Raw genomic sequence first — 21,710 nt, 5'->3', positions numbered from 1 at the left:
CCCCTAGCGGCGCGTTGCCGGGTCGGCCGCGCGAGTTGTCCGCACTAACGTTTTTCCCGCCAGCAGGTCGAGCCAGTTCGGAGAGTGCGTCCCATGCGAGTCATGTTGATGGTCTTCCCGACGAGGACGCACGTCTACAGCATGGCGCCGGTCGGCTGGGCGCTCGCGGCCGCGGGCCACGAGGTGCGGTTCGTCGGCCAGTGCAACCCGCGCGAGGTGGCCTCGTTCGCCGAGACCGGCCTCGACGCGATGTGGTTCGGCACCGAGCTCGACATCGCGCGCCATCGCCAGTTGCAGGTCGAGGGAAACAACGCCATGCAGGGCGATTTCCGCATCTCCGAGAGCCGGCCCGAGCGGTACACCGAGGAGTACGTGCGCAACGTCTACGAGCACTGGGTCGACGTGTTCCGCTGGACCACGCCCGATTCGCTGCTCGACGAGCTCGTGCGCTTCGCGCGGCAGTGGCAGCCGGACCTCGTGGTGTGGGACCCGATGATCTACGCCGCGCCGATCGTCGCGCACGCCATCGGGGTGCCGCACCTGCGGATGATGTACGCGATGGACCAGACGGCCCGCATCAACGCGCAGTACCGCGATCTCCGTTCCGACGCGCCGGATCCGTTCGTGGAGTGGATGTCGGGCGCGGTGGCGCGCTTCGGTGCGGACTACGACGAAACCCTGCGCCACGGCGTGAAGACCATCGACTGCCACCCGTCCTACCTGCGTTACGACGGCGTCGACGTCGACTACCTGCCGGCGCGGTTCATCCCGCAGAACAAGCCGATGGCCATCCCGCGTTGGGTGCTCGAGGAGCCGGCGCGCCCCCGCGTGATGCTCACACTCGGCATCTCCAACCGGCAGGTGCTGGGCGTCGAGGAGACGTCGGTGTCCGACCTGCTCGACGGCCTCGCGGACCTCGACGTCGAGGTGATCGCGACGCTCAACGCGAACCAGCTGGCGTCTGTGCGGAAGGTGCCGGACAACGTGCGCGCCGTCGACTTCGTACCCATGAACGAGCTGCTCGCGAGCTGTTCGGCCATCATCCACCAGGGCGGCGGGGCGACGATCGGCAACGCCGTGGTCAACGGTGTGCCGCAGCTCGTGATCCCCGGCACCACGTGGAGCGAGCGGGGCTCGGCCGTCGCGCAGGTGAAGCGGGGCAACGGGTTGCTGGTGGACCTGGAGGACGTCACGCCGGGCAATGTCCGAACAGGACTGCTGAGACTCCTGGAAGAACCCTCGTTCCGCAGCTGCGCCCTGGAAGTCCGCGACGAGATGCTGGCGACGCCGACTCTCGACGACCTCGTGCCCGAGTTCGAGCGGATCGCGCGATGCCGGTGACGCGGCGGCCCCACGCGATCCGCACGATCGGGTTCCTCATCGCGAACTTCCCGATCCGGATCTTCGCGTTCGTGGTCGTCCTCGTGTCGATGATCGTCGGGGTCGCGACGACGATGCTGTGGGTGGGCATCCCCCTGTCGCTGATCGCGACGGGCGTGATGCGCGGCTTCGCGGACCTGGAACGGCGGTCGGTGCGGACGTTGCTGGGCGTCGAGGTGGCCCAGCCGCGGCGCAAGCAGCCCCACGGCAACGGCCTGCTGGCCGTGTGGCAGGCGCGGCTGGTCGACCCGGTGACGTGGCGTGAGCTGGTGTTCGTGCTCGTGGCGATGCCGCTGGGGATCGTCGAGTTCGTGGCGGGCATCGTGTCGGTGGCGGTGCCGCCGTTCGGGATCTTCGTGGTGCCCCGGATCGGGGCGCTGCACGCCGAGTTCACGCTGTCGATGCTGGGGCCGGACCGCACGGCGCAGCTGGAGGAGCGCACGCAGCACCTGCAGCACTCGCGGGCGCGCGGCGTCGATGCCGTCGAGGCCGAGCGCAAGCGCATCGAACGCGACCTGCACGACGGCGCGCAGCAGCGGCTCGTGGCCGTCGCGATGAGCCTCGGACGGGCGCAGCTGAAGCTCGATTCCGACGATTCCGCGGCCGTGCGCGAGCTCATCGGCGCCGCGCACGCCGACGCCAAGCTGGCCGTGTCCGAGCTGCGTGACCTCGCCCGCGGGATCTACCCGCCGGTGCTGCAGGACCGTGGCCTCGACGCCGCCCTGTCGTCGCTGACCGCCCGCATGCCGATCCCGGTCGACGTCGAGGTCTCCGTGGACCCGCGCCCGCCGGCGCCGGTGGAGACCACGACGTACTTCATCGTGAGCGAGGTGCTCACGAACATCACCAAACACGCCGGCGCCGACCGTGTCTCGGTGCGCGTGAGCCGCGACGACGACACCGTGGTCGTCGAAATCATGGACAACGGCCGCGGCGGCGCCTCGGTGCGCCCCGGCGGCGGCCTGGCCGGCCTCGCCGACCGCGCCGCCACGATCGACGGCGTGCTCACCGTGGTCAGCCCCATGGGTGGGCCGACTGTCGTGCGCGCCGATCTCCCCGTCCGCTGGTGATGCTGTTACTAATCCGGCCAAAAGTAGGTCGACCCCTACGCGGCAGGTAACCGTTACTACGAAGCCATTCGGCCGTGACTGTGGTCGGATTGGTAACGATCGGCACAGTAAGGAGTCGTTTCATGCGTGTCGTGATCGCCGAGGATTCCGTGCTCCTGCGCGCGGGCGTGCAAAGCCTGCTCGCCGACGTCGGCATCACCACGGCCGCCGCCGTCGACAACCCGGACGCCATGCTCGTCGCCATCCGCGAGCACCGCCCCGACCTCGTCATCGCCGACGTCCGCATGCCCCCGACCTTCACCGACGAGGGCATCCGTGCGGCGATCGCCGCCCGGCAGGAGATCCCGGGCCTGCCGGTCCTGGTGGTCTCGCAATACGTCGAGGGCAGCTACGCGGTCGACCTCATCGCCGAAGGCACCTCCGGCGTGGGCTACCTGCTGAAAGAACGCGTCGCCGACGTCGCCGACTTCCTGGAATCCGTCCGCCGCGTGGCCGGCGGCGGCTCCGCCATCGACCCCGACGTGGTCGCCCAGATGCTCTCCCGCAGCCGCGATCCCCTGGACGCCTTGACCGCGCGCGAGACCGAGGTCCTGGGCTTGATGGCGCAGGGCCTGTCGAACGCCGCCATCGCGAAGACGCTGGTGGTGACCCAGGGCGCCGTGGAGAACCACATCAGCAACATCTTCGCGAAGCTGGGCCTCGAAGCCAGCCGGGACGAGAACCGCCGGATCCGCGCGGTGCTGACCTATTTGGACAGTACCGCCGTGCGCGCTTGATTCACTCGATCGATATCGTGCGCATGTTCGAGTGGGGTCGGTAGCTTGGGGGTATGGATCTTTCGCCTGCCGGCCCTGTTCGGATATCGACCATTGTGGACGGTGTGCTCGCCACGCTGTGGAGAGCACACCTCGTTTCGGTGCGCCCGCGAAGACGGGTGCGGCTCAGCGCTGCTTTCGTTGCACTGAGCCGCAAACCTGCGCGGCCCTCACCGCTGGTGCCTGCTCTTGACTCGCGAGGCGTCTTGGGCACGCCCTCGCCAGGTCGCGAGCCCACGCGTCCCGGCCGAAAAAGGACCACCGCGAGTGCTCAGTCCTCTATGTCGCAGAACGCAACCGCACCTGTACCGCCCGCGCGTCACGCACACCGCTCACGTCAGACAGCCGCACCCGCGCGCACTTACCCATCCACCGCACAGGAAAAAGCCGCACCCGCGCCACCACCTCGTGGCACAGATGCGGCTCCCGGCACCGCTCTCAGCGCACCCCTTGCCAACTCGTCGCCGGCACGAACCGCACCGGCCGGCGCGGCCGCGGCACCGTCACCTCGGCCACAGGCTCGGCCGGCGCCTGCACCGCAGCCAGCACAGCCACCAACGCCGCGAGTTCCTTGTCCGTCGGGTTGCCCCGCACGACCCGCACCACCGGCGCGCCCATCACACCGGCGGGTTTCCGTGCTTGCGCGCCGGGATGTCGACGTGCTTGGTGCGCAGCATGGTCAGCGCGCGGATCAGCACCTCGCGCGTCCGGGCGGGCTCGATCACGTCGTCGACCAGGCCGCGCTCGGCGGCGTAGTACGGGTGCATGAGTTCGGTCTTGTACTCCTTGATCTTGAGCCGCCGCACGGTCTCCGGGTCGTCGGCCGCCTTGATCTCGCGGCGGAAGATCACGTTGGCCGCGCCCTCGGCGCCCATCACGGCGATCTCGTTCGTCGGCCACGCCAGCGACACGTCGGTGCCGATCGAGCGCGAGTCCATCACGATGTACGCGCCGCCGTAGGCCTTGCGCAGGATGAGCTGCACGCGCGGCACCGTGGCGTTGCAGTAGGCGTAGAGCAGCTTGGCGCCGTGCCGGATGATGCCACCGTGCTCCTGGTCCACGCCGGGCAGGAAGCCGGGCACGTCGACCAGCGTCACGAGCGGGATGTTGAACGCGTCGCACGTCTGCACGAACCGCGCGGCCTTCTCGCTGGCCTCGATGTCGAGCACGCCCGCGAGCGTCGCCGGCTGGTTGGCCACGATGCCGACCACGTGACCGTCGAGCCGGGCGAACGCGCACACCACGTTCGTCGCCCAGCCGGCGTGCACCTGGAGGAACTCGCCGTCGTCCACGATCTCCTCGATCACGGCGCACATGTCGTAGGCGCGGGCCGAGTCGGTCGGCACGAGGTCGAGCAGCCGGTCCGTCCGGCGGTCGATCGGGTCGGTGGTCGGCTCGACCGGCGGGGCCTCGTTGTTGTTGGCGGGCAACAAGGACAGCAGGTACCGCACATCCTCGATGCACGACTGCTCGTCGTCGTACACGAACGCGGCCACGCCCGAGGTCCCGGCGTGCACGTCGGCGCCGCCGAGGCCGTTCTGCGTGATCTCCTCGCCCGTCACGGCCTGCACCACGTCGGGGCCGGTGATGAACATCTGCGACGTCTCGCGGACCATGAACACGAAGTCCGTCAAGGCCGGCGAGTACGCCGCGCCGCCCGCGCACGGGCCGAGCATCACGGAGATCTGCGGGATCACACCCGAACAGCGGGTGTTGCGCTGGAAGATGCCGCCGTAGCCGGCGAGCGCGGTCACGCCCTCCTGGATCCGCGCACCCGCGCCGTCGTTCAGCGACACGAGCGGCGCGCCCGCGGCCGCGGCGAGGTCCATCACCTTGTGGATCTTCTGCGCGTGCGCCTCGCCGAGCGCGCCGCCGAAGATGCGGAAGTCGTGCGCGTACACGAAAACCGTGCGCCCGTGCACGGTCCCCCACCCGCACACCACGCCGTCCGAATACGGCCGGCGGTGTTCGAGCCCGAAGCCCGTCGCGCGGTGGCGCCGCAGGGCCTCCAGCTCGGTGAAGCTGCCGGGGTCGAGCAGCAGCTCGATGCGCTCGTGAGCAGTCAGCTTGCCGCGCTCGTGCTGCCGGACGGTGGCCGCGTCGTCGGGACCGCGCCGAGCTGCCTCCTTGATCTCGCGCAGCTCCACGAGCCGGTTGCCGAACGCTCCCTCTACGGCCAGTGCCTCAGACATGTACACGCCCCTTGTCGACGAGCCGATCAGCCAGATACCGGAGAATCACGTCTTGGTGGCGGGTCAGGAAGAAGTGCCCGCCCTGCAGCGTCACCAGCTCGAAGCCCGCCGCCGAGTGGTCGGCCCACGAGCGGACCTCGGCCACGGACGCGACCGGGTCGTCGGTGCCGGTGAACGCGACCACCGGCGCGGCGAGCAGAGTGCCCGGCACGTGCCGGTAGGTCTCCACGGCGCGGTAGTCGTTGCGCACCACGGGAAGGATCATGCGCACGACGTCCTCGTCGCCGAGCAGGTCCATCTCGGTCCCGCTCAGGCGGCGCAGCTCGTCGAGCACGCCTTCGTCGGTGCGCGTGTGCACGCTCTCGTCGCGCTGCCGCGAAGGCGCGCGCCGCCCGGACACGAACAGCGTGTCGACCGAGCTGCCCGCCGATTCCAGCCGCCGTGCCACCTCGTAGGCGACCATCGCGCCCATGCTGTGCCCGAACAGCGCCAGCGGCCGGTCCGTCTTGTCCGCCAACAGCTCGGCGACGGCTTCGGCCATGGCGTCGATCGTGGTCAGGAACGGCTCGTGCCGCCGGTCCTGCCGCCCGGGGTACTGCACGGCGAGCACCTCGACGTCCGGCGCCAGCGCCCGCGAAACCGGGAAGTAGAAGCTGGCAGACCCGCCGGCGTGCGGCAGGCACACCAACCGCGCCCGAGCCTCCGGCGCCGCGTGGAACCGCCGAAACCAGGCGTCTTCCGCGTGGGCGACCATGTCGTCCCACCGCCTTTCCGTCTGTCACAACGGGACGAGGTCACGCCGACCGGGTCCCCCGACGCACCAAGCTAGCCCGCCCGGAAGCCGCCCAACGACCCCTAAGCGCCCCTAAAGGCGGCCTGAACAGAGACCCTCCACAATGGACCTCAACCCTGATCGGCTCCGGTTTGCAGCTGCTCCAGGAACGCCCGCGCGGCCGGCGACGCGCTCGCGCTCACGGCCACCGCGACGGTCCGCGGCGTCCGTGGCACCAACGGCCGCAGCACGGTGCCGTCGAGACGCGGCACGCCGACCGACGGCAGGATGCTCACGCCCAGCCGCGCCCGCACCATCTCCAGCACTGCCGACATCTCGCGGGCCTCGAACGTCGCCTCCAGGTGAACCCCGGCTTGCTCCGCGGCCGCCGCGAACACCTGCGCGCAGCCGCCGGTCGGGCGGACGAACGGCTCCTCGGCGAGATCCGCGTAGGACACGGCCTCGCGCTCCGCCAGCCGATGGCCGGCCGGCAGCACGGCGCACATCTCGTGGCTGTCGAGCAGCACCGTCCGCAGGCCGGGCGCGGGCAGGGTGACCACGGCGGCGTCGGCGACGCCCAGGTCGAGCCAGTCCCGCACCTCCTGGTCGCTGCCCTCGATGAGCCGCACCGCGACGAGCGGGTGGCGTTCGGTGAACGCCCGCAGCTCGGCGGGCAGGCGGGTCCCCGTGGCGGTCGGCAGGCTGGCGATCCGCAGCGTCCCGGTGATCTGCCCGGCCACCTCGGCGACCTCCGCGCGCAGCAGATCGACCTGCCGCACGGCCTCGCGCGCTCGCCGGACAGCGCGTTCGCCGGCTTCGGTGAGGGTGACGCCCGTGCGCTGGCGGGTGAGCAGCGGTGCGCCGAGCTCGGCTTCCAGCGCGGCGACCGAGCGGCTCACGGCGGGCTGCGCCATGCCGAGGCGCTCGCCCGCAGCCGTGAAGCCGCCGTGGTCGGCCACGGCCAGGAGCACCTTGAGCTGCTGCATCGTCGTCATGAGGACCTCCCGCCATGTTCGCCGCGGCATGCCGCCATAACACGAAGGACATTTCTCACGGCTCACCCAGAACATTACCGTCATGGTGCAACCGAGCAAGACAAGAGGAGTCACCAGTCATGCGAGTGCTGATCACCGGGGCGTCCAAGGGCATCGGCCGGACGGTCGTCGACCGGCTGGCCGCCGAGGGCCACCACCCGATCGGCCTGGCGCGCACCGCGCCGGCCGAATTCCCCGGCAGCTTCCACGCCGTCGACCTCGGCGACCGCGACGCCACCGCCGCGACGCTCGAGAAGGTCCTCGCGGAAGGCCCCGTCGACGCAGTGGTGAACAACGTCGGCTTCGCCAAGCTGGCGCCGCTCGGGTCGATCGACCTCGACGACGTCGCCCACGCCTACGACCTGAACTTCCGCACTGCGGTGCAGGTGACCCAGGCCGTGCTGCCGGGGATGCTCGCCGCCGGGCGCGGCCGGATCGTGAACGTCACCAGCATGGTCACGCTCGGCACCGCGAACCGCACCACGTACGCGGGTTCGAAGGCGGCGCTCGAGACCGCCACCGCCATCTGGGCCGGGGAGCTCGGGACCAGTGGCATCACCGTCAACGCTGTCGCGCCCGGGCCGACGGAGACCGAGCTGTTCCGTCGTGGCACCCCCGCCGGGTCCGAAGGCGAAGCCCGGTTCCTGGAGAAGCTGCCGGTCGGCCGGCTCGGGCGTCCGGCGGAAATCGCCCACGCCATCTGCTTCCTGCTCTCCGAGGACGCGGGGTTCATCACCGGCCAGATCCTGCGCGTCGACGGCGGAGGCAGCATCGCCACGGCCTGACATCCTCCGCGGACAGAGCAAAACCGCCACGGTGGCCTGACCGATTCGGGCAGAATCGCCGAGATGGCGCCCACCTTCGTCCTCGTCCACGGTTCCAACGCGACCAGCCGCTGCTTCTCCGTGCTGCAGCGCGAGCTCGGGCTGCGCGGCCACCGCTCGCTCGCGGTCGACCTGCCCGGCCACGGCGCGGCCGGGTTCTCGGCGGCGTACCAGGCGCAGGACCTGGCGACGTTCGCCACCGAGCCGTCACGACTCGCGGGGGTCACCCACGCCGACGTGGTGGCGGCGGTGACGAACGTCGTGCGGCGGGCGCACGACCACGGTCCAGTGATCCTCGTCGGCCACAGCCGTGGCGGGCTCACCGTCACGAGCGTCGCCAACGCCGTGCCGGAACTACTGGACCGGACCGTCTACGTGTCGGCCTGGTGCTGCGTGGACGACACCCCCGCCGGCTACCTGCGGAACCCGGCGTACGTGTCGACGGCCCTGGCCGAAGCGGCGAAGGTCATGGTCGGCGATCCCGCGCAGCTCGGCGTGATCCGCATGAACTGGCGGTCCGCCGACCCCGCGCACCTCGCCGCCCTGAAACAGGCGATGCTCGCCGACGGGACCGACGCCGAACTGCTGTCGTTCCTCTCCGGCATGGACCCGGACGAGTCCCTCGACGCCGGCAACGACCGGGCCGACGCCGCCACGTGGGGCCGGGTGCCCCACACCTACGTGCGGCTCACCCGCGACGAAAGCCTGCCGCTCGCGTTGCAGGACCGGTTCATCGAGGAGGCCGACGCGCTCACGCCGGCCAACCCGTTCGACGTCCATTCGCTGGACGCCGGCCACGTCGGCCCGTTGGTGCGCGCCGCGGACCTCGCCGACGTGCTGGGGAGTCTCACACCCCGGTAGACGATCCCGGCCGCACGATCATCAGCACCGTGACCACGGCCCACAGCAGGTTGAACACCCCCGTCGTCATGGCCAGCCGCCCGGCGACGCGGGTGTCCAACGCGGTCGCCACCGAAGACTCAGCAGACTCGGCCGGCACCGCACCGTCGCCCGAGGGTCCCCCCAGCGCGGCCCGCTGACCCGGCAGCACGAACACCAGCAGCACCACCGCGGCCACCGCCGTCAGCGCGATGGAGACGAGGACCCACGTCTGGCCCGTCACCTTCATCGTCCCGGCGACGGCGAAGCCGAACACCGGCACGGCGATCGACACCCACGCGTACACGCGGCAGATGCGGTGCAGCAACGCCAACGTCGGGCGATCACCCCGCTTCAGCGCGGCGGGGAACATACTGGCGGCCACGGCCACGGGCCCGACGGCGAGGATCGCCGCCAGCACGTGGATCGACAGGAAGACTTTGCTCACGGCCCTGACGCTAGACCTCGCGTTTCACCGCCCGGAACCGGCTGGATCGCCGTGTTCCACCGGATTCTCGCCAGTCGCCGGAAACTAGCGCTTGTCCGCTTCGGGCACCTGCACCGCGAGGAACACCAACGTCCGGTTCAGCCGGAAGCCCAGGTGCTCGTACAGCCGGATCGCGCCGACGTTCGACGCGGCGGCGTGCAGGAACGGCAGCTCGCCACGCTCACGAATGCCCGCCGCGACCGCGCGGATCAGCCGCGCCGCCAAGCCCTGGCCGCGGAACGCCGGGTCGGTGCAGACCGCGCTGATCTCCGTCCAGCCCGGCGGGTGGAAGCGTTCGCCGGCCATCGCGATGAGGGCGCCGTCGCGGCGGATGCCCAGGTAGGTGCCCAGTGAGATGGTGCGCGGCAGGAACGGGCCGGGCTGCGTGCGGGCGACGAGGTCGAGCATCTCGGGCACGTCGGCTTCGGTGAGGCGGACGGCTTCCGCGTCGGGCGCCACCGTCAGGCCGGTGCCCTCGAGCTGCACGCCCGGCGTTTCCCCGAGCACGGTCCAGCCCGCGGGCGCGGGACCCGTCGCGCCGGCGATCACGGCCGTGGCTCCGGGCCCGGCGAGGTCGGCGACGTCACGCCAGACGTGCTCGTCCGGCTGCTCCGGCAGGGCCACGAACGGCGCGACGTCCGCGGGATAGCGCAGGACCTGCCCCTTCTGCTCGGCCAAATGCGCGTGCGGTCCGGTCAGCGCTGCCCACACCGGGTTGTCGAGCGGCGACGAGCTCATCCTGCCTGCCATTTCGTAGACGGAGCGACACTCCAGAATGCGGTGGCGGCCCGGCGATCTGCCACCCGTTCCCACAATCTGAGTCCGCCCGCCCCGGAATTATTCCCGCAGCGCCTCGAACGACTCCTTCAGAGCCGGGTAGTACTCGTCGAACGTCGGCCGCGCCGAGTCGTCGCGCGCGGCGACCAGCAGGTCGAGGTAGTACTCCCAGCCGGGCCCGATCTCCCCGATGCCGTCGGTGCTCGTCAGGTGGTGCACCAGGCGCAGCTCGGTCCCGTCCTCCACTTCGGACACGAGCAGCTCCATCGGCCACCCGCCGGCGTCCGCCATCCCCAGCAACGCCAGCCGCCGCGGTGCCTCACACGCGTCGACGCGCATGTCGATCCACGGCTTGCCTTCCTCGAACGCGAGCTGCACCCGGATCGTCTTCCCGGGCGCGCCTTCGCCTTGCCACGGCCCGAACCACAGCGCCGTGCGGTGCGGCTGCGTCACGTCGGCCCACACGTCTTCGGGCGACGTCGCGAACGTGCGGCGCAGCACGAGGTCGACCCCGTCGTCGGTACGCACCAGCTCTGCCATGAGGGGACTCCTTCCGCTTCGAGGACGACAGAGTATCCGCGAACCGGGCAAATCAGGCCGGAAACTGGCCGGATGGGGTTCTACCGTTCGGACACCACGACGTCGAAAGGATTCCGATGAGCCCCGTCGAGACCAACCAGCCACTCGGCACGCCGACCTGGATCGACCTGGCCGTGCCCGACCTCGACCGCGCGCGGGCCTTCTACGGCGCCGTCTTCGGCTGGGACTTCGACGGCGGCGACTGCCTCCTGCGCGGCCTCCCCGTCGCCGGCCTGCACCACGCGGCCGACCCTACGCCCGGCTGGCAGGTCCACCTCGCGACGGACGACTGCGCCGGCACCGCCGAAGCCGTCACCGCGGCCGGCGGCACGCTGCTGCGCGAACCGCACGACGTCGGGGACCGCGGCCGCGCCGCCCTCGCCGTGGACCCGTCCGGCGCACGCTTCGGTCTGTGGCAAGGGCGCGCGTTCCCCGGCGCCCGCCTGGTCAACGAGCCCGACACGCTCGTGCGCAACGACCTCATCACCCCTGCCGCGGCCGGCGCGCGCAAGTTCTACTGCACCGTCTTCGGCTTCACGCTCGACGGCAACGACGACCTTCCCGACGCCGACTTCACCTTCCTGCGCCGCCCCGACGGCCACGAGGTCGGCGGCATCTTCAACCTCCGCGACGCCCCGCCCTCGGCCTGGGCCACCACCTTCGAAGTAGCCGACGCCGACACCTCGGCCACCAAGGTTCGCGACGCAGGCGGCGAAGTCGCTTCAGTGGCGGGGACGCCGTACGGGCGGATGGCGACCGTGACGGACCCGTTCGGCACCGGCTTCACGATGATCGCGCGACCCTGACCAGCTCGCGGCGCACGTGCTCCGGCACCCAGTTCGCGCCGGCCGGACTCGCCCACCCGCGCCGCACGAACGCGACCAGCTCGGCCAGCCCGCGGTGACCGGTCTCCGGGCGCCACACCAGTGACCACGGGTAACACGGCACCGGCTCGACCACCGGAATGCGCTGCAGATCGTGCCGCTCGGGCCACGCGATGCGGATCTTCTCTCCGACGAACGTGAACAGCGTGCGCGACTCCGCCAGCGTGTCGAGCAGCGCTTCGAGCCCGAAGTTCGGCCCGTCCGGGTCGACGTTCACGCCGAACTCCGCCGACAGCTCTGCGTAGAACCCCTCCCACTCGCTGCCGCGCCGGATGCCGGGCACCCAAGCGTGATGCTCGGCGACCTCGGCCAGGCGCACCTCGCGCCGCCCGGCCAGCGGGTGCCCCGGCCCGACCACGATCTGCAACGGCTCGAGGTACGCGTACACGTGCTTCAGCCCCTCCGGCGGCTCACGCAGGTACGTGAACCCGGCGTCGACCGCGCCCGCGCGCAGCTCCCGCAACGTCTCGGCCGCGCCGCTGGAAGTGAGCATCTCCATCGGCACCTCGCGGTGCTCGCGGTGGAACTCCCGGAACAGTTCGGCGGCCGCCAGCCGGCGCCCGAGCACGTCCACGCGCAACGGCCGCGTCTCCCGCTGCACCGATTCCACCGCGTCGGCGACCGCGCTCAGCACCGCCTTCGCGCGCGGCAGGAACGTCCGCCCGTCCACCGTCAGCGACGCTCCGGCCGCGACGCGCTCGAACAGCACGACACCCAGCTCGCCCTCGAGCCCCGCCACCCGCTTCGACACGGCCTGCTGGCTGATCCCCAGCCGCCCGGCGGCCAGCCGGAACTGCCCCTCCTCCGCGACCGCGACGAAGGCACGGAGTGCTTCGAAGTTCATGCGCTCCAGTGTCGCCTCACCCCGGCGGCGTGACCCGCCCGGCTATCACAGGTCCGCCAAGGGATAACCCATGCCGGCCTCCTGGATCTCGTCGAAGTCGTCCACCGTGAGCCCCCGGCCGGTGAACCGCTCGACGGCCACCAGGCCCTTCGCATACCGGTCCTGCCAGTCGTCGAAGTCCAGCCCCTCGACGGCGGCGGCCACTTCCGGATCAGCGCCGAGCGGCAGCCCGAGTTCCGCCGAAGCGAGGAGTTCGCCGTCGCGAGCGAAGGAGAGCCTCGTGACGGCGTTGACGTTCCAGAACATGCTCGCGGCGCGCCCTCGTCGCGACAGTTCGGTCAGCACCTCGCGCTGCACGCCGCGAACGCCGTTCTCCTCGACGGCCAGCACGAATCCGTCCACTTCGGACACCGTTACCCACGGGCCGAACTCGAGGTCGCAGTCGAGCAGGTCTTCGATCGGTTCCGGCTCCTGAATGTCCGCGCCGAACGCCTGCAACACCTCCCGCAGCGTCAACCCGACGACAACGGTCACGGTGGCCGCCTCCGACAGCGCGCTCTGGCGGATCCACCGATACGCCGCCTCGGGCAGGTCGGCCACCGCGGGCTCCGGCTCGCCGCGCAGCCGGTGGCCCAGCCGGTCGGCTCGTGCGTGGACCACAGACGGCGCCGGCGGCGCTTCCCAGACGACCAGCTCGTAGGTCTCGGTCTCGACGTCGTCGCGGCCGTAGGCGAACACCCGCACCCGCAGGTCACCCGGCCGCGGCGGCGTCGCGATCCGGCGGTGGTTGTAGTGCTTCGGTCCCACGAAGGTCGCGTCGCCGAGGCGAGCCGGCCAGCTGACCTCCACGACCTCGTGCCAGCCCTGCGTGTCGATCTTCACCGGCGGTTCGGCGAGCACCCGCATCCGGACTTCCAGCACCCCGGTTTCCCTCCCGGTCCGCACGAGCACCCCACCGTCGGCGACTTCGACCAGTCCGTTGTCGGCGAATTCCCCAGGCTCGGGGAGCGATCCCTCGGCCAGCGCGAACACGTGTTCGCGCACCGCCACTTGCATGGAGCCGAAGGCCGGCAACCGGTACTCGACGCGTTTCTTGGCGAGCACCGCTTCCTTGTACACCACGGGCATGCTCCGGCTCGGCAGGAGAGCCGACGCCACGCCCAGCCCGAGCCCGACCTGCGCCGCGACCTTGTCGCACCCCGCGTCGCCCAGCACCGCGGCCGCCGTCACCACGGCCACCGCGAGATACGCCGCCCCGTGCGCCGCGGCGACTGCCTCTTCGTCTCCCACCGCATCGGCACCCAGCAACCCGGCGACGGCCTCGTCCCCGACCAACCGCGACACCAGGCCGGCGATCACCTCGGCCGCACCCGGCCACCGCGCCTCGAAGAAGCGAGCCTCACGCAACGCTTCGGCCTCGGTGGTCAAGGACGCGAAGGCGAACGTCCCGCCCACGCCGTCGCCCAGCCCCACCGCGGCCCCCACCACAGGCGGCAACGAGCGCACGGTGAGCTCCAGCGCCCCGTGCAAACGTTCCACCAGCCAGCCCGGCAGCTCCCGCAGGGCCCGAATCGCCTCGGGATCCGGAATCCCGGGCCGTACGCGACGGTCCGGCCGCCACCGCCCCAGCGCGGCCGCTGCCGCCACCGGAACAGCGGCCGCGACCCGCGGCGCCCGCTCGACAATCGCCTCCACCACAGCCGCCGTCACTCTGTCTTCAGAATCCCCCATGGCGTCCATCCTGCCCGAACCCGGCACCGATCAGAACGGCACGACCTTCACCAACCTCGACGCGTGCGGAGCCAACGTCGCCGAGAACGAACCCCGCGCGACACCCAGGTTGCGGTGGGCCCAGAGATCCCGGACCAACGCCGGCCCACGGACACCGAGGTCACTCCAGTTCGCGGTGACCGTCGCGGACGTGCTGCCCAGGTTGAAGAGCGCGACGGTGTAGCCGCCGTGGCCGTCGGAGCTCACCCACGTCTGCTGCGGCGTCGCCTGCGAGACCGGGTGGGCGGGGCGGCCGGCCTGGTCCACGGCGATCACCTCGCGGTTGGTGATGAGCGGGAGGTCGGCCGGGTCGAGCTTCGTCAGGTCCGTGCCCAGCAGCAGCGGCGCGGCCTCGATGGACCACAGCGTGACCACGCTCTGCTTCTCGTCGGCGGAAAGCCCGTCACTGGCACCGTTGCCGACCTCGACGGAATCGAGGTCGTTCCAGTGCCCGGGGCCGGCGTGGGGCACCCACTTCGGCACGTCGGTGAACCGCTGCTTCACCCGCACGTCCCAGTTGGTCAGCCCGACGCAATGGCTGTAGCACTCGATGTCACCCTCGATGCGCCAGCCGTTGCTGTAGCGCTGCCACGTGTCGACGTCGGCGAAACTGAGCGAATTGGACAGTTCCAAGTGGACCGGCCGACCGGTGGCGCGCAAAGCCGCCTGCCAGTGCTGGACGTCCGGGCGGTTGTCCGCCACGACGTTGCCGCCGCCGGGCCCGACGAAGTCCATCTTGATGTAGTCGACACCCCAGGAAGCGAGCAAGTCGGCCTGCGAGCGAACGTATGCGTCGGCGCCGGGCTTGCTGAAGTCGATGCGTGCGGACCCGTCGTCGGCGGTGTTGCCGGGCACGCTCGGGTCGGCGATATCGCCAACGTGGTACGAACTTCCCTTGATCGCCGAGTTCGCGGCGACCGCCGCTCCGGGGACGCCGGGGACGAGGTAGATGCCGAACTTCAGGCCTAGCCCGTGCACGTACTTCGCGACGGCCGCGATGCCGTTCGGGAAGCGGGTGGCGTTGGCGGCGTTGCGGCCGTACTCGTCGACGTGGTCGGACCAGCCGGCATCGATGTTGACGTAGTCGTAGCCGTAACGCGCGAGCGAATCGTGCATCACCTTGGCCTGGGCTTCGATGGCCTGCTCGTTGATGGCCGTGCGCAGCGAACTCCAGCTGCTCCAGCCCATCGGTGGCGTGGCCGCGACGGGTGGCCGGTAAGCCGCGACGGCCTCGGGCGCCGCGACGACCCCACCCGCCAGAACCGCCATGACAGCGGCCAGAACTCTCACCTTGGTAACTCGGTTCATGCCGGACGACCCCTTCCGGATCCCGGCGGCCCCGCGGCCGCACCGGGTTGAAAGCGTTTACCGTTGTACGCCCGCCGCAGTCGAGCGTCAACGATTCATCCGATGACTGAGCCAGCCAAACGCTCGACACGAGTGCGAATTGGTGAAGTTTTCCCACTACAACACCACCAGTTCACGCACACGAACACCCTTTCACATATGGGAATTACCTCGGAATCGGTCAAGGACCAGTAGGCCAGTCGAGTTCATTCAGAAAGAGCCTCACCAAAAGCCCTCGACAATCACCGCGCAGAGATCCTATGTTTTGCCCTGCCCACGGCTCGGTACATCACCCAGCTCGACGGAGGCCACGATGACCCGCCACACCACCACTCTCGCCGCCACGCTTCTCCTCGGCGCCGCCTTGCTGGGCCCGGGAACCGCTGCCGTGGCGCAGCCCGGCCGGCAGGACGTGTACGTCGCGCCCGGCGGTTCCGACAGCGCGCCGGGCACGGCCGCCCACCCGATCCGCACGGTGGCCCGAGCCCAGCAGCTGGCCCGGGACCGCGCACCCCACCTCACCACCGACCTCACGATTCACCTGGCCCCCGGCGTTTTCCGCCTCGACAGGCCGCTCACCCTCGACGCCCGCGACTCCGGCACCGGCGGCCACCGCATCATCTGGCAGGGCTCCGGGCGCACCGTGCTCAGCGGCGGCCGTCAGGTCACCGGCTGGCGCCCCGTGCCCGGTCACGCCGGTCTCTTCGCCGCGCCTGAACCCGCCGGCATGGACAACACGAGACAGCTCTACATCGACGGCGTCCGCGAACAACGCGCGCAAGGCCAGCTCCCCGTCAAGCTCACCGCCACCGACACCGGGTACACGGCGTCCACCGACACGCTTGCCCACTGGCACGACCCGAGCGACATCGAACTCGTCTACACCGCGGGCGAAGCGCTGTGGAACGTCCAGCGCAACGGCCTCGGCCAGTGGACCGAACCCCGCTGCCCCATCGCGTCGGCGACCGGCACCACGATCACCATGGCCCAGCCGTGCTGGGACAACTCCACCCGGCGCGTCGAGTTCCCCGACATCCCCGGCCGCACCGTGAACATGGTCGGCCCGGGTGATCTCACCAACGGCCGTCAACCGTCCTTTGTGGACAACGCCCGCGAGCTCCTCGACACCCCCGGCGAGTGGTACCTCGACCGCTCCGCCCGCACGATCTACTACCTTCCGCGAGCGCACGAGGACCTCCGGCACGCCGACGTCGAGGTCCCGGCGCTGGAGAAGCTCGTCGACGGCCGGGGCACCGCCACCGCGCCGATCCAGGACGTCGCCTTCCGCGGGATACAGTTCTCCTACGCGACCTGGCTCACGCCGTCGTCACCGGAGGGCTTCTCCGAAATCCAGGCGGGCTACACGAACACCGGCGTGGGCGCGTATGCCACCCAAGGCCTGTGCGGGTTCGTGGCCGGCGGCACCTGCCCGTACGCGAGCTGGACGAAGGAACCCGGCAACGTCTCGGTGTCGCGGAGCCGGCGCGTCGAGTTCAGCGACGACGTGTTCACCCACCTCGGCGCCGCCGGCCTCGACCTCGGCGACGGCGCGCAGGACGCGACGGTGCGGGCGAACGTCTTCACCGACATCTCCGGCAATGGCGTCGAGGTGGGCGGCGTCGACCAGCCGCAAGGAGGTGAGGTGACCAGTGGCGTGCAGGTCACCGACAACCACCTCTACGGCCTGCCGCGCGAGTTCCACGGCGGCGTGCCGATCGTCAACGGCTACACGCAGCACGACACCATCGCGCACAACGAGATCGACCACGTCGCCTACTCCGCCATCTCGGTGGGCTGGGGCGGCTGGCCCGACAAGATCATGCAGCCGGCGACGCCGAACGTCTCGCACGACAACGTGATCGCGGACAACGCGATCCACGACTACATGCTCGCCCTCGACGACGGCGGCGGCATCTACACCCAGGGCATCACCGGCACGTCGCTCACCGACGGCGAAAAGGTGACCGGCAACGTGATCCACGGCCAGTGGGGCCTGGGCAAGGCCGTGTACACCGACAACGGCAACACCTACGAGACCATTTCGGGCAACGTCCTCTACGGCGCCGCGTACTTCGACGTCGGCACCCCGCACGTCGACTACCGCGACGCGCTCGGCAACAACGACCCGACGCTCATCCAGGGCAACTACTGGGAACAGGGCGATCGCGACGGCACCAACAAGGGCGTGATCACGACCGGCAACCACCTGCTGAGCACTCCGGCCGCGGCGCCCGCGTCGATCGTGTCCGCGGCGGGGATCGAGCCCGCGTACCGGTGGGTGCTGCAACGACCGGTCGACGGTCGTTCCGCGCCAGACGCACCTTCACGAGTGGGTACGTTCGCCGTGGCGGGGAGGCTGTACGTCACCTGGAACCCGACCGTCGCAGAGAACGGCTCACCCGTGACCGCCTACGTCCTCACCACGACGGACGGCACGCATCGGGTCACCACGACCGTCACGGCGGCGGACTTCCTGCGGACCGGCTATGCGACGGTGCCAGGCCTCACGGACGGCCGCGCGTACACGGTCACAGTCGCGGCCCGCAACGCGCTCGGCGCGGGCTTCGCGTCGCTGCCATCGGCTCCGGTGACCGTCGGCGCACCCGCCGATTCACTCGCCGCGGCCCCGACCGGCGCGAAGGCCCTCCCGGCCGCCGACGCCGTGAGCCTGCACTGGACCCCGCCCAAGAACACGGGCGCGACCCCGGTTCTCGCGTACCGCATCACGGTCTCCGACGGCCGCACGATCACCGCCGTCGGCCGCGACGCTCTGGTGAGCCAGCCGACGGCCAAGGGCATGACGCGCGTGATCGACGGCCTGACCCCCAGCACCGCGTACACGTTCACCATCGCGGCGGTGACGGGCAACGGCGCCGGGGCGCCGGTGTCGGTCACGGCGAAGACCACCGGCTGAACTCGATTGCGCCGCCGGCCTCCCGGGCGCTAGACAGGCACCGTGGACATCCGCCTGCTCGAAGCGACCGCCGACGACGCCGCCGAACTGCTCGTGCTGCAACGGTGCTGCTGGGTGCAGGAAGCCCTGCTCAACAACACCCTGGAGATCCCCGCGCTGCACGAGACCCTCGACGAGGTCCGCGAGGGGATCCGCACCTGGCGGGTGTGGGTTCTGCGGCAGGGCCCGCGCCTGGTCGGCGCGGTCCGCGGGCGGCTCGAGGGCGGCGCCTGGGAGGTGGGCCGCCTGATGGTCGCGCCCGACCTCACCGGGCGCGGCCTCGGCCGGCGGCTGCTGGAGCACGTGGAGAGCCAGGCGCCCGCATCGGCAGCCCGCTTCGAGCTCTTCACGGGCGCCTCGAGCAAGCGCAACATCGCGATGTACGAGCGGGCCGGATACCGGCTGACCGACCAGCCCGGCCCGGTCGACGGCCACATCCGGCACGCGGTTTTCCTGGTCAAGCGCCGGGCGTGATCGCTCACCCCGTGTGCAGGTGCGCCGCCAGCCGGATCCGCAACCCGCGCACGTCGGCCAGCGCCACCGAGAACGTCTCCGCCGGCCGGTGCCCCGCGGTGTTGTTCCACCGTCCACACGGTCCGGTGACGTACGTGAACCCGTTACGCGTCAGGGGAACCGACCAGATCTGCTCGCTCCCGCGCCCCGCGCCGGAGCCCCGAGCGTGCCAGAACTGCGACGTGGCCATCACCTCACCCAGCGCCGCCACGAACGCAGGCACGTCCTCGTCGCGCAGCCCGAGCCCCCGCCCGGCCCACACCCGCGGCAGGTCCGCCTCGCCCTCGCCGGGCCGCAGCGTGCGCCCGAAGACCACCTCGGTGTCCCCGACGTGAACACTCCAGCCCCGCGCGGTGATGGTCACCATGGTTCGACTCGCTTCCTGAGTTCCGGCGCCGAGTGAACCACGCCCCCACCGAACCCGACTGAGCGATCACCGCTTCAGGAAGCGGGTTCTCCCTGGTGCCCCCGCCCGAGGTGGCGCCGCCGCTTGCGCAGCTCCTGCCGCGGTGCCTTCGCGCCCGCTCGCCCACCCGCGCCTCCACCCCGGCCGCCGAGGGGCCTCACGACTGGGGTCGCAAGTTGCCGACCCGCACCTCCACCCCGCCGCCGACGGACCTCACCACTGGGGCCGCGACTGACAGCTCGCGCTTCCGCCCGAACACAGCCCCGCCCTCCCAGGGGGCGTGCCCATGTCCAGTCTATCGGCACCCACCGACAAAACCCCTTGGCACAGCCGAGTTATCCACAGGCGCGCCCGAATCCGGCACCACTGTGGACAACTCGACGAGAGCCGTCAGCGAGCCCACCGAGAACGACCTCTACTGCAAATCGGAGACTCCTCCGGTCACCCTCGACACAAGCCAGCCGGAGGAACCTCCGAATAACGGAACGGAACCGACACTGCCCATCACCACCCCGTTCACACGGGACTCCACCGCCGCCGAGGTGCTCGACGGCGTCGATCTCACCGGGCGCCGGGCCGTCCTCCACATCCTCGTCAACAACGCCGGCATCATGGCCCCAGGGGAGCCCCACCGAAGCCGAACCATTCGACCCGGCCCGCGACAACACCCCGGAACGCTGCGACGTCGCACCCGAAGCCCTCGACCCCGAAACCGCGAGTCGCTTGTGGACGATTCCCGAACAACTCCTCACAAGCTAGGGCACCAACACGACCTTCCCCGGCGCATGACCCTCCGCCAGCAACCGCTGCGCGTCGGCCGCCTGTGCCAGCGGGAAAGTCCGCGCCACGCGCACCGAGAGCGTGCCGGCCTCGGCCAGTTCGACCAGCGCCAGCAGGTCCCGCTGGTCGAGGCGGGCGAACACCGGAACCGTGCCGGGGACGGAAAACTCCGCGATCGACGCCACCCGCACGGCTGGAGCCGCCAAGTCCGGAGTGGACGAGAGTGCACCCCGCCCGACGGTGTCGAGCACCGCGTCGACCCCGGAAGGAACCAACGCACGAACCCGCGAAGCAAGACCCGAACCATAAGAAACCGGCAACACACCCAATGACCGCAGGTACTCGTGATTGGCCTCCGAAGCCGTCCCGATCACCCGCACCCCACGCGAAACCGCCAGCTGCACCGCGAGCGAACCCACGCCACCCGCGGCCGCGTGCACCAGCAACGTCTCGCCCGAGGACAACCCGAGAGCCCGAACCGCCTGCAACGCCGTCAGCCCACCGAGCGGCAACCCGGCCGCCTCGGCCCACGACAGCCGAGAGGGCTTGCGCACCAACGTTCGCACGTCCACGGCCACCTTCTCCGCATACCCGCCGTTGCGGTGCGCGACCTCTCCGCGGATGAACCCGATCACCTCGTCGCCCGGCGAGAACTCGGGCGCCGTCGGCCCCGCGCGTTCCACGACGCCGGCGACGTCCCACCCTGGCACCGCGGGAAAGTACGTCTCCTGGGCCTCGGCCAGCGCGCCCGCCTGCAGCCCGAGATCCGCGGGGTTCAAGGCCGCGGCCTTCACCCGCACCAGTACCCCGTCGAGGTTCATCTTCGGGTCCGGCAGCTCCGCGAGCTCCAGCACCTCCGGACCACCGAACCGTTGGTGCACCACGGCTTTCACGACTGCAGCCCCGTCGGGAGGAAGTCGTTCAGCACGTCATGGCGCGAGATCTTCCACTCGCCGCCGACGCGGCGCAGCTCGGTGTCGTAGTAGCCCGACTCGATCGGCCGCACGACGTACTCGGGCAGCGTCTCGAACACCACGAACTGCGCCGACAGGTGCGCACGGTCGCCATCGAGCTCGATCAGGTGATCCGCCGTCACGTGGTGCCCGGTGGCGCCTTCGGGGTGCGGCGGCATGAACTGCTCCACCGCGTACCGCACACCGGCGCCACCGATCAGCGGTTCGCCAACCTGGTCGTACGAGTCGGGACCGGTCCGGACGTGGATCCGGACCTCGGCGTCGTCGGTGAACAGCGCGCCCTGCGCGGCGCCGTCTCGCCGGTCGGTCGCGCGGACATAGCGGGCCAGGACCTCCTGGACCGCGCGTTCGTCACTCATGGAAATGGCCTTTCTCTGGGAGACGACTCCACAGAACGCCACCGTGACCCACGGAACGATGACCGTCCCGG

At 70.7% G+C, this 21,710-nt stretch carries 21 protein-coding genes; 8 read left to right on the top strand and 13 right to left on the bottom strand.

The genetic code is table 11. From position 1 onward, the window contains the following. The first annotated feature begins 93 nt into the window (after positions 1-93). The 3 genes from ABZU76_RS20625 (at position 94) to ABZU76_RS20615 (ending at position 3,226) form a co-directional block, all read left to right on the top strand. Complete coding sequence (locus tag ABZU76_RS20625) at positions 94-1,341, top strand: nucleotide disphospho-sugar-binding domain-containing protein (protein WP_354871778.1); 1,248 nt, start codon at positions 94-96, stop codon at positions 1,339-1,341. Next, positions 1,332-2,450: a sensor domain-containing protein gene (locus ABZU76_RS20620; protein ID WP_354871775.1), complete on the top strand. Its 1,119-nt coding sequence runs from the start codon at positions 1,332-1,334 to the stop codon at positions 2,448-2,450. Before ABZU76_RS20625 ends, ABZU76_RS20620 begins: the two co-directional genes overlap by 10 nt. A 122-nt stretch (positions 2,451-2,572) precedes the next feature. Then, a complete protein-coding gene (locus ABZU76_RS20615) occupies positions 2,573-3,226 on the top strand; it encodes a response regulator transcription factor (protein WP_220243499.1) in 654 nt (217 codons plus the stop codon). A gap of 477 nt (positions 3,227-3,703) precedes the next feature. On the opposite strand, the gene ABZU76_RS20610 is transcribed toward ABZU76_RS20615, so the two are convergent. The 4 genes from ABZU76_RS20610 to ABZU76_RS20595 all read right to left on the bottom strand — a co-directional run bounded on the left by ABZU76_RS20610 (position 3,704) and on the right by ABZU76_RS20595 (position 7,224). Next, positions 3,704-3,883: an acyl-CoA carboxylase epsilon subunit gene (locus tag ABZU76_RS20610; protein WP_354871773.1), complete on the bottom strand. Its 180-nt coding sequence runs from the start codon at positions 3,881-3,883 to the stop codon at positions 3,704-3,706. Beyond that, on the bottom strand, positions 3,883-5,484 hold the full coding sequence (locus tag ABZU76_RS20605; RefSeq protein ID WP_220247044.1) for an acyl-CoA carboxylase subunit beta: 1,602 nt from the start codon (positions 5,482-5,484) through the stop codon (positions 3,883-3,885). The genes ABZU76_RS20610 and ABZU76_RS20605 overlap by 1 nt, the downstream gene beginning before the upstream one ends. Next, positions 5,450-6,211 carry an alpha/beta fold hydrolase gene (locus ABZU76_RS20600; RefSeq protein WP_354871771.1) on the bottom strand — a complete coding sequence of 254 codons (762 nt, stop codon included), beginning with the start codon at positions 6,209-6,211 and terminating at the stop codon, positions 5,450-5,452. The genes ABZU76_RS20605 and ABZU76_RS20600 overlap by 35 nt, the downstream gene beginning before the upstream one ends. Positions 6,212-6,360: 149 nt before the next feature. After that, positions 6,361-7,224: a LysR family transcriptional regulator gene (locus tag ABZU76_RS20595; RefSeq protein WP_354871769.1), complete on the bottom strand. Its 864-nt coding sequence runs from the start codon at positions 7,222-7,224 to the stop codon at positions 6,361-6,363. A gap of 119 nt (positions 7,225-7,343) precedes the next feature. On the opposite strand from ABZU76_RS20595, the gene ABZU76_RS20590 reads away from it, so the two are divergent. Together ABZU76_RS20590 and ABZU76_RS20585 are read left to right on the top strand one after the other, a co-directional pair. Beyond that, on the top strand, positions 7,344-8,048 hold the full coding sequence (locus ABZU76_RS20590; protein ID WP_354871767.1) for an SDR family oxidoreductase: 705 nt from the start codon (positions 7,344-7,346) through the stop codon (positions 8,046-8,048). Positions 8,049-8,111: 63 nt separating this feature from the next. After that, a complete protein-coding gene (locus tag ABZU76_RS20585; RefSeq protein WP_354871764.1) occupies positions 8,112-8,948 on the top strand; it encodes an alpha/beta fold hydrolase in 837 nt (278 codons plus the stop codon). On the opposite strand, the gene ABZU76_RS20580 is transcribed toward ABZU76_RS20585, so the two are convergent. The 3 genes from ABZU76_RS20580 to ABZU76_RS20570 all read right to left on the bottom strand — a co-directional run bounded on the left by ABZU76_RS20580 (position 8,935) and on the right by ABZU76_RS20570 (position 10,770). Further along, positions 8,935-9,414: a hypothetical protein gene (locus tag ABZU76_RS20580; protein WP_354871762.1), complete on the bottom strand. Its 480-nt coding sequence runs from the start codon at positions 9,412-9,414 to the stop codon at positions 8,935-8,937. The two genes, ABZU76_RS20585 and ABZU76_RS20580, sit on opposite strands and share 14 nt — an antisense overlap. Positions 9,415-9,498: 84 nt before the next feature. Next, positions 9,499-10,203 carry a GNAT family N-acetyltransferase gene (locus ABZU76_RS20575; protein ID WP_354871759.1) on the bottom strand — a complete coding sequence of 235 codons (705 nt, stop codon included), beginning with the start codon at positions 10,201-10,203 and terminating at the stop codon, positions 9,499-9,501. A gap of 87 nt (positions 10,204-10,290) precedes the next feature. Continuing rightward, complete coding sequence (locus ABZU76_RS20570) at positions 10,291-10,770, bottom strand: SRPBCC family protein (protein ID WP_354871757.1); 480 nt, start codon at positions 10,768-10,770, stop codon at positions 10,291-10,293. A gap of 116 nt (positions 10,771-10,886) precedes the next feature. Between ABZU76_RS20570 and ABZU76_RS20565 the strand changes: the two genes are divergently transcribed. Then, positions 10,887-11,615, top strand: coding sequence for a VOC family protein (locus tag ABZU76_RS20565; protein WP_354871754.1), 729 nt, complete (start codon positions 10,887-10,889; stop codon positions 11,613-11,615). Here the strand turns inward: ABZU76_RS20565 and ABZU76_RS20560 are convergent. The 3 genes from ABZU76_RS20560 to ABZU76_RS20550 are packed head-to-tail and all read right to left on the bottom strand — an operon-like array spanning position 11,593 to position 15,615. After that, entirely contained in the window at positions 11,593-12,537 is a 945-nt protein-coding gene (locus ABZU76_RS20560; protein WP_354871751.1) for a LysR family transcriptional regulator, read from the bottom strand. The two genes, ABZU76_RS20565 and ABZU76_RS20560, sit on opposite strands and share 23 nt — an antisense overlap. Positions 12,538-12,582: 45 nt before the next feature. Further along, positions 12,583-14,268 (bottom strand): DUF6461 domain-containing protein, encoded by a 1,686-nt coding sequence (locus ABZU76_RS20555; RefSeq protein ID WP_354871749.1) that lies wholly within the window; start codon positions 14,266-14,268, stop codon positions 12,583-12,585. A 30-nt stretch (positions 14,269-14,298) separates the two neighbouring features. After that, positions 14,299-15,615 (bottom strand): glycoside hydrolase family 27 protein, encoded by a 1,317-nt coding sequence (locus tag ABZU76_RS20550; protein WP_354871746.1) that lies wholly within the window; start codon positions 15,613-15,615, stop codon positions 14,299-14,301. Positions 15,616-15,967: 352 nt separating this feature from the next. Here ABZU76_RS20550 and ABZU76_RS20545 point away from each other — a divergent pair, with 352 nt between their 5' ends. Both ABZU76_RS20545 and ABZU76_RS20540 read left to right on the top strand, forming a co-directional pair. Further along, the gene (locus ABZU76_RS20545; RefSeq protein WP_354871743.1) at positions 15,968-18,568 is read left to right on the top strand and encodes a fibronectin type III domain-containing protein; all 2,601 of its coding nucleotides are present in this window, start codon (positions 15,968-15,970) and stop codon (positions 18,566-18,568) included. A 42-nt stretch (positions 18,569-18,610) separates the two neighbouring features. Further along, positions 18,611-19,081, top strand: a complete 471-nt coding sequence (locus tag ABZU76_RS20540; RefSeq protein ID WP_354871740.1) for a GNAT family N-acetyltransferase — start codon at positions 18,611-18,613, stop codon at positions 19,079-19,081. A 4-nt stretch (positions 19,082-19,085) separates the two neighbouring features. Here the strand turns inward: ABZU76_RS20540 and ABZU76_RS20535 are convergent, their stop codons facing one another. From ABZU76_RS20535 to ABZU76_RS20525, 3 genes are all read right to left on the bottom strand, one after another. Then, complete coding sequence (locus ABZU76_RS20535; RefSeq protein ID WP_354871738.1) at positions 19,086-19,487, bottom strand: hypothetical protein; 402 nt, start codon at positions 19,485-19,487, stop codon at positions 19,086-19,088. Between the two features lie 794 nt (positions 19,488-20,281). Beyond that, on the bottom strand, positions 20,282-21,199 hold the full coding sequence (locus tag ABZU76_RS20530; protein WP_354871735.1) for an NADP-dependent oxidoreductase: 918 nt from the start codon (positions 21,197-21,199) through the stop codon (positions 20,282-20,284). Continuing rightward, positions 21,196-21,639 carry a nuclear transport factor 2 family protein gene (locus ABZU76_RS20525; RefSeq protein WP_354871732.1) on the bottom strand — a complete coding sequence of 148 codons (444 nt, stop codon included), beginning with the start codon at positions 21,637-21,639 and terminating at the stop codon, positions 21,196-21,198. The genes ABZU76_RS20530 and ABZU76_RS20525 overlap by 4 nt, the downstream gene beginning before the upstream one ends. Positions 21,640-21,710: the final 71 nt, after the last annotated feature.

Origin of the sequence: Amycolatopsis sp. NPDC005232, from assembly GCF_040607795.1 — a bacterium.
Taxonomy (GTDB): domain Bacteria; phylum Actinomycetota; class Actinomycetes; order Mycobacteriales; family Pseudonocardiaceae; genus Amycolatopsis.
Note: the sequence above shows the minus strand (reverse complement) of the source record. Positions and strands in the feature narration are given on the sequence as shown.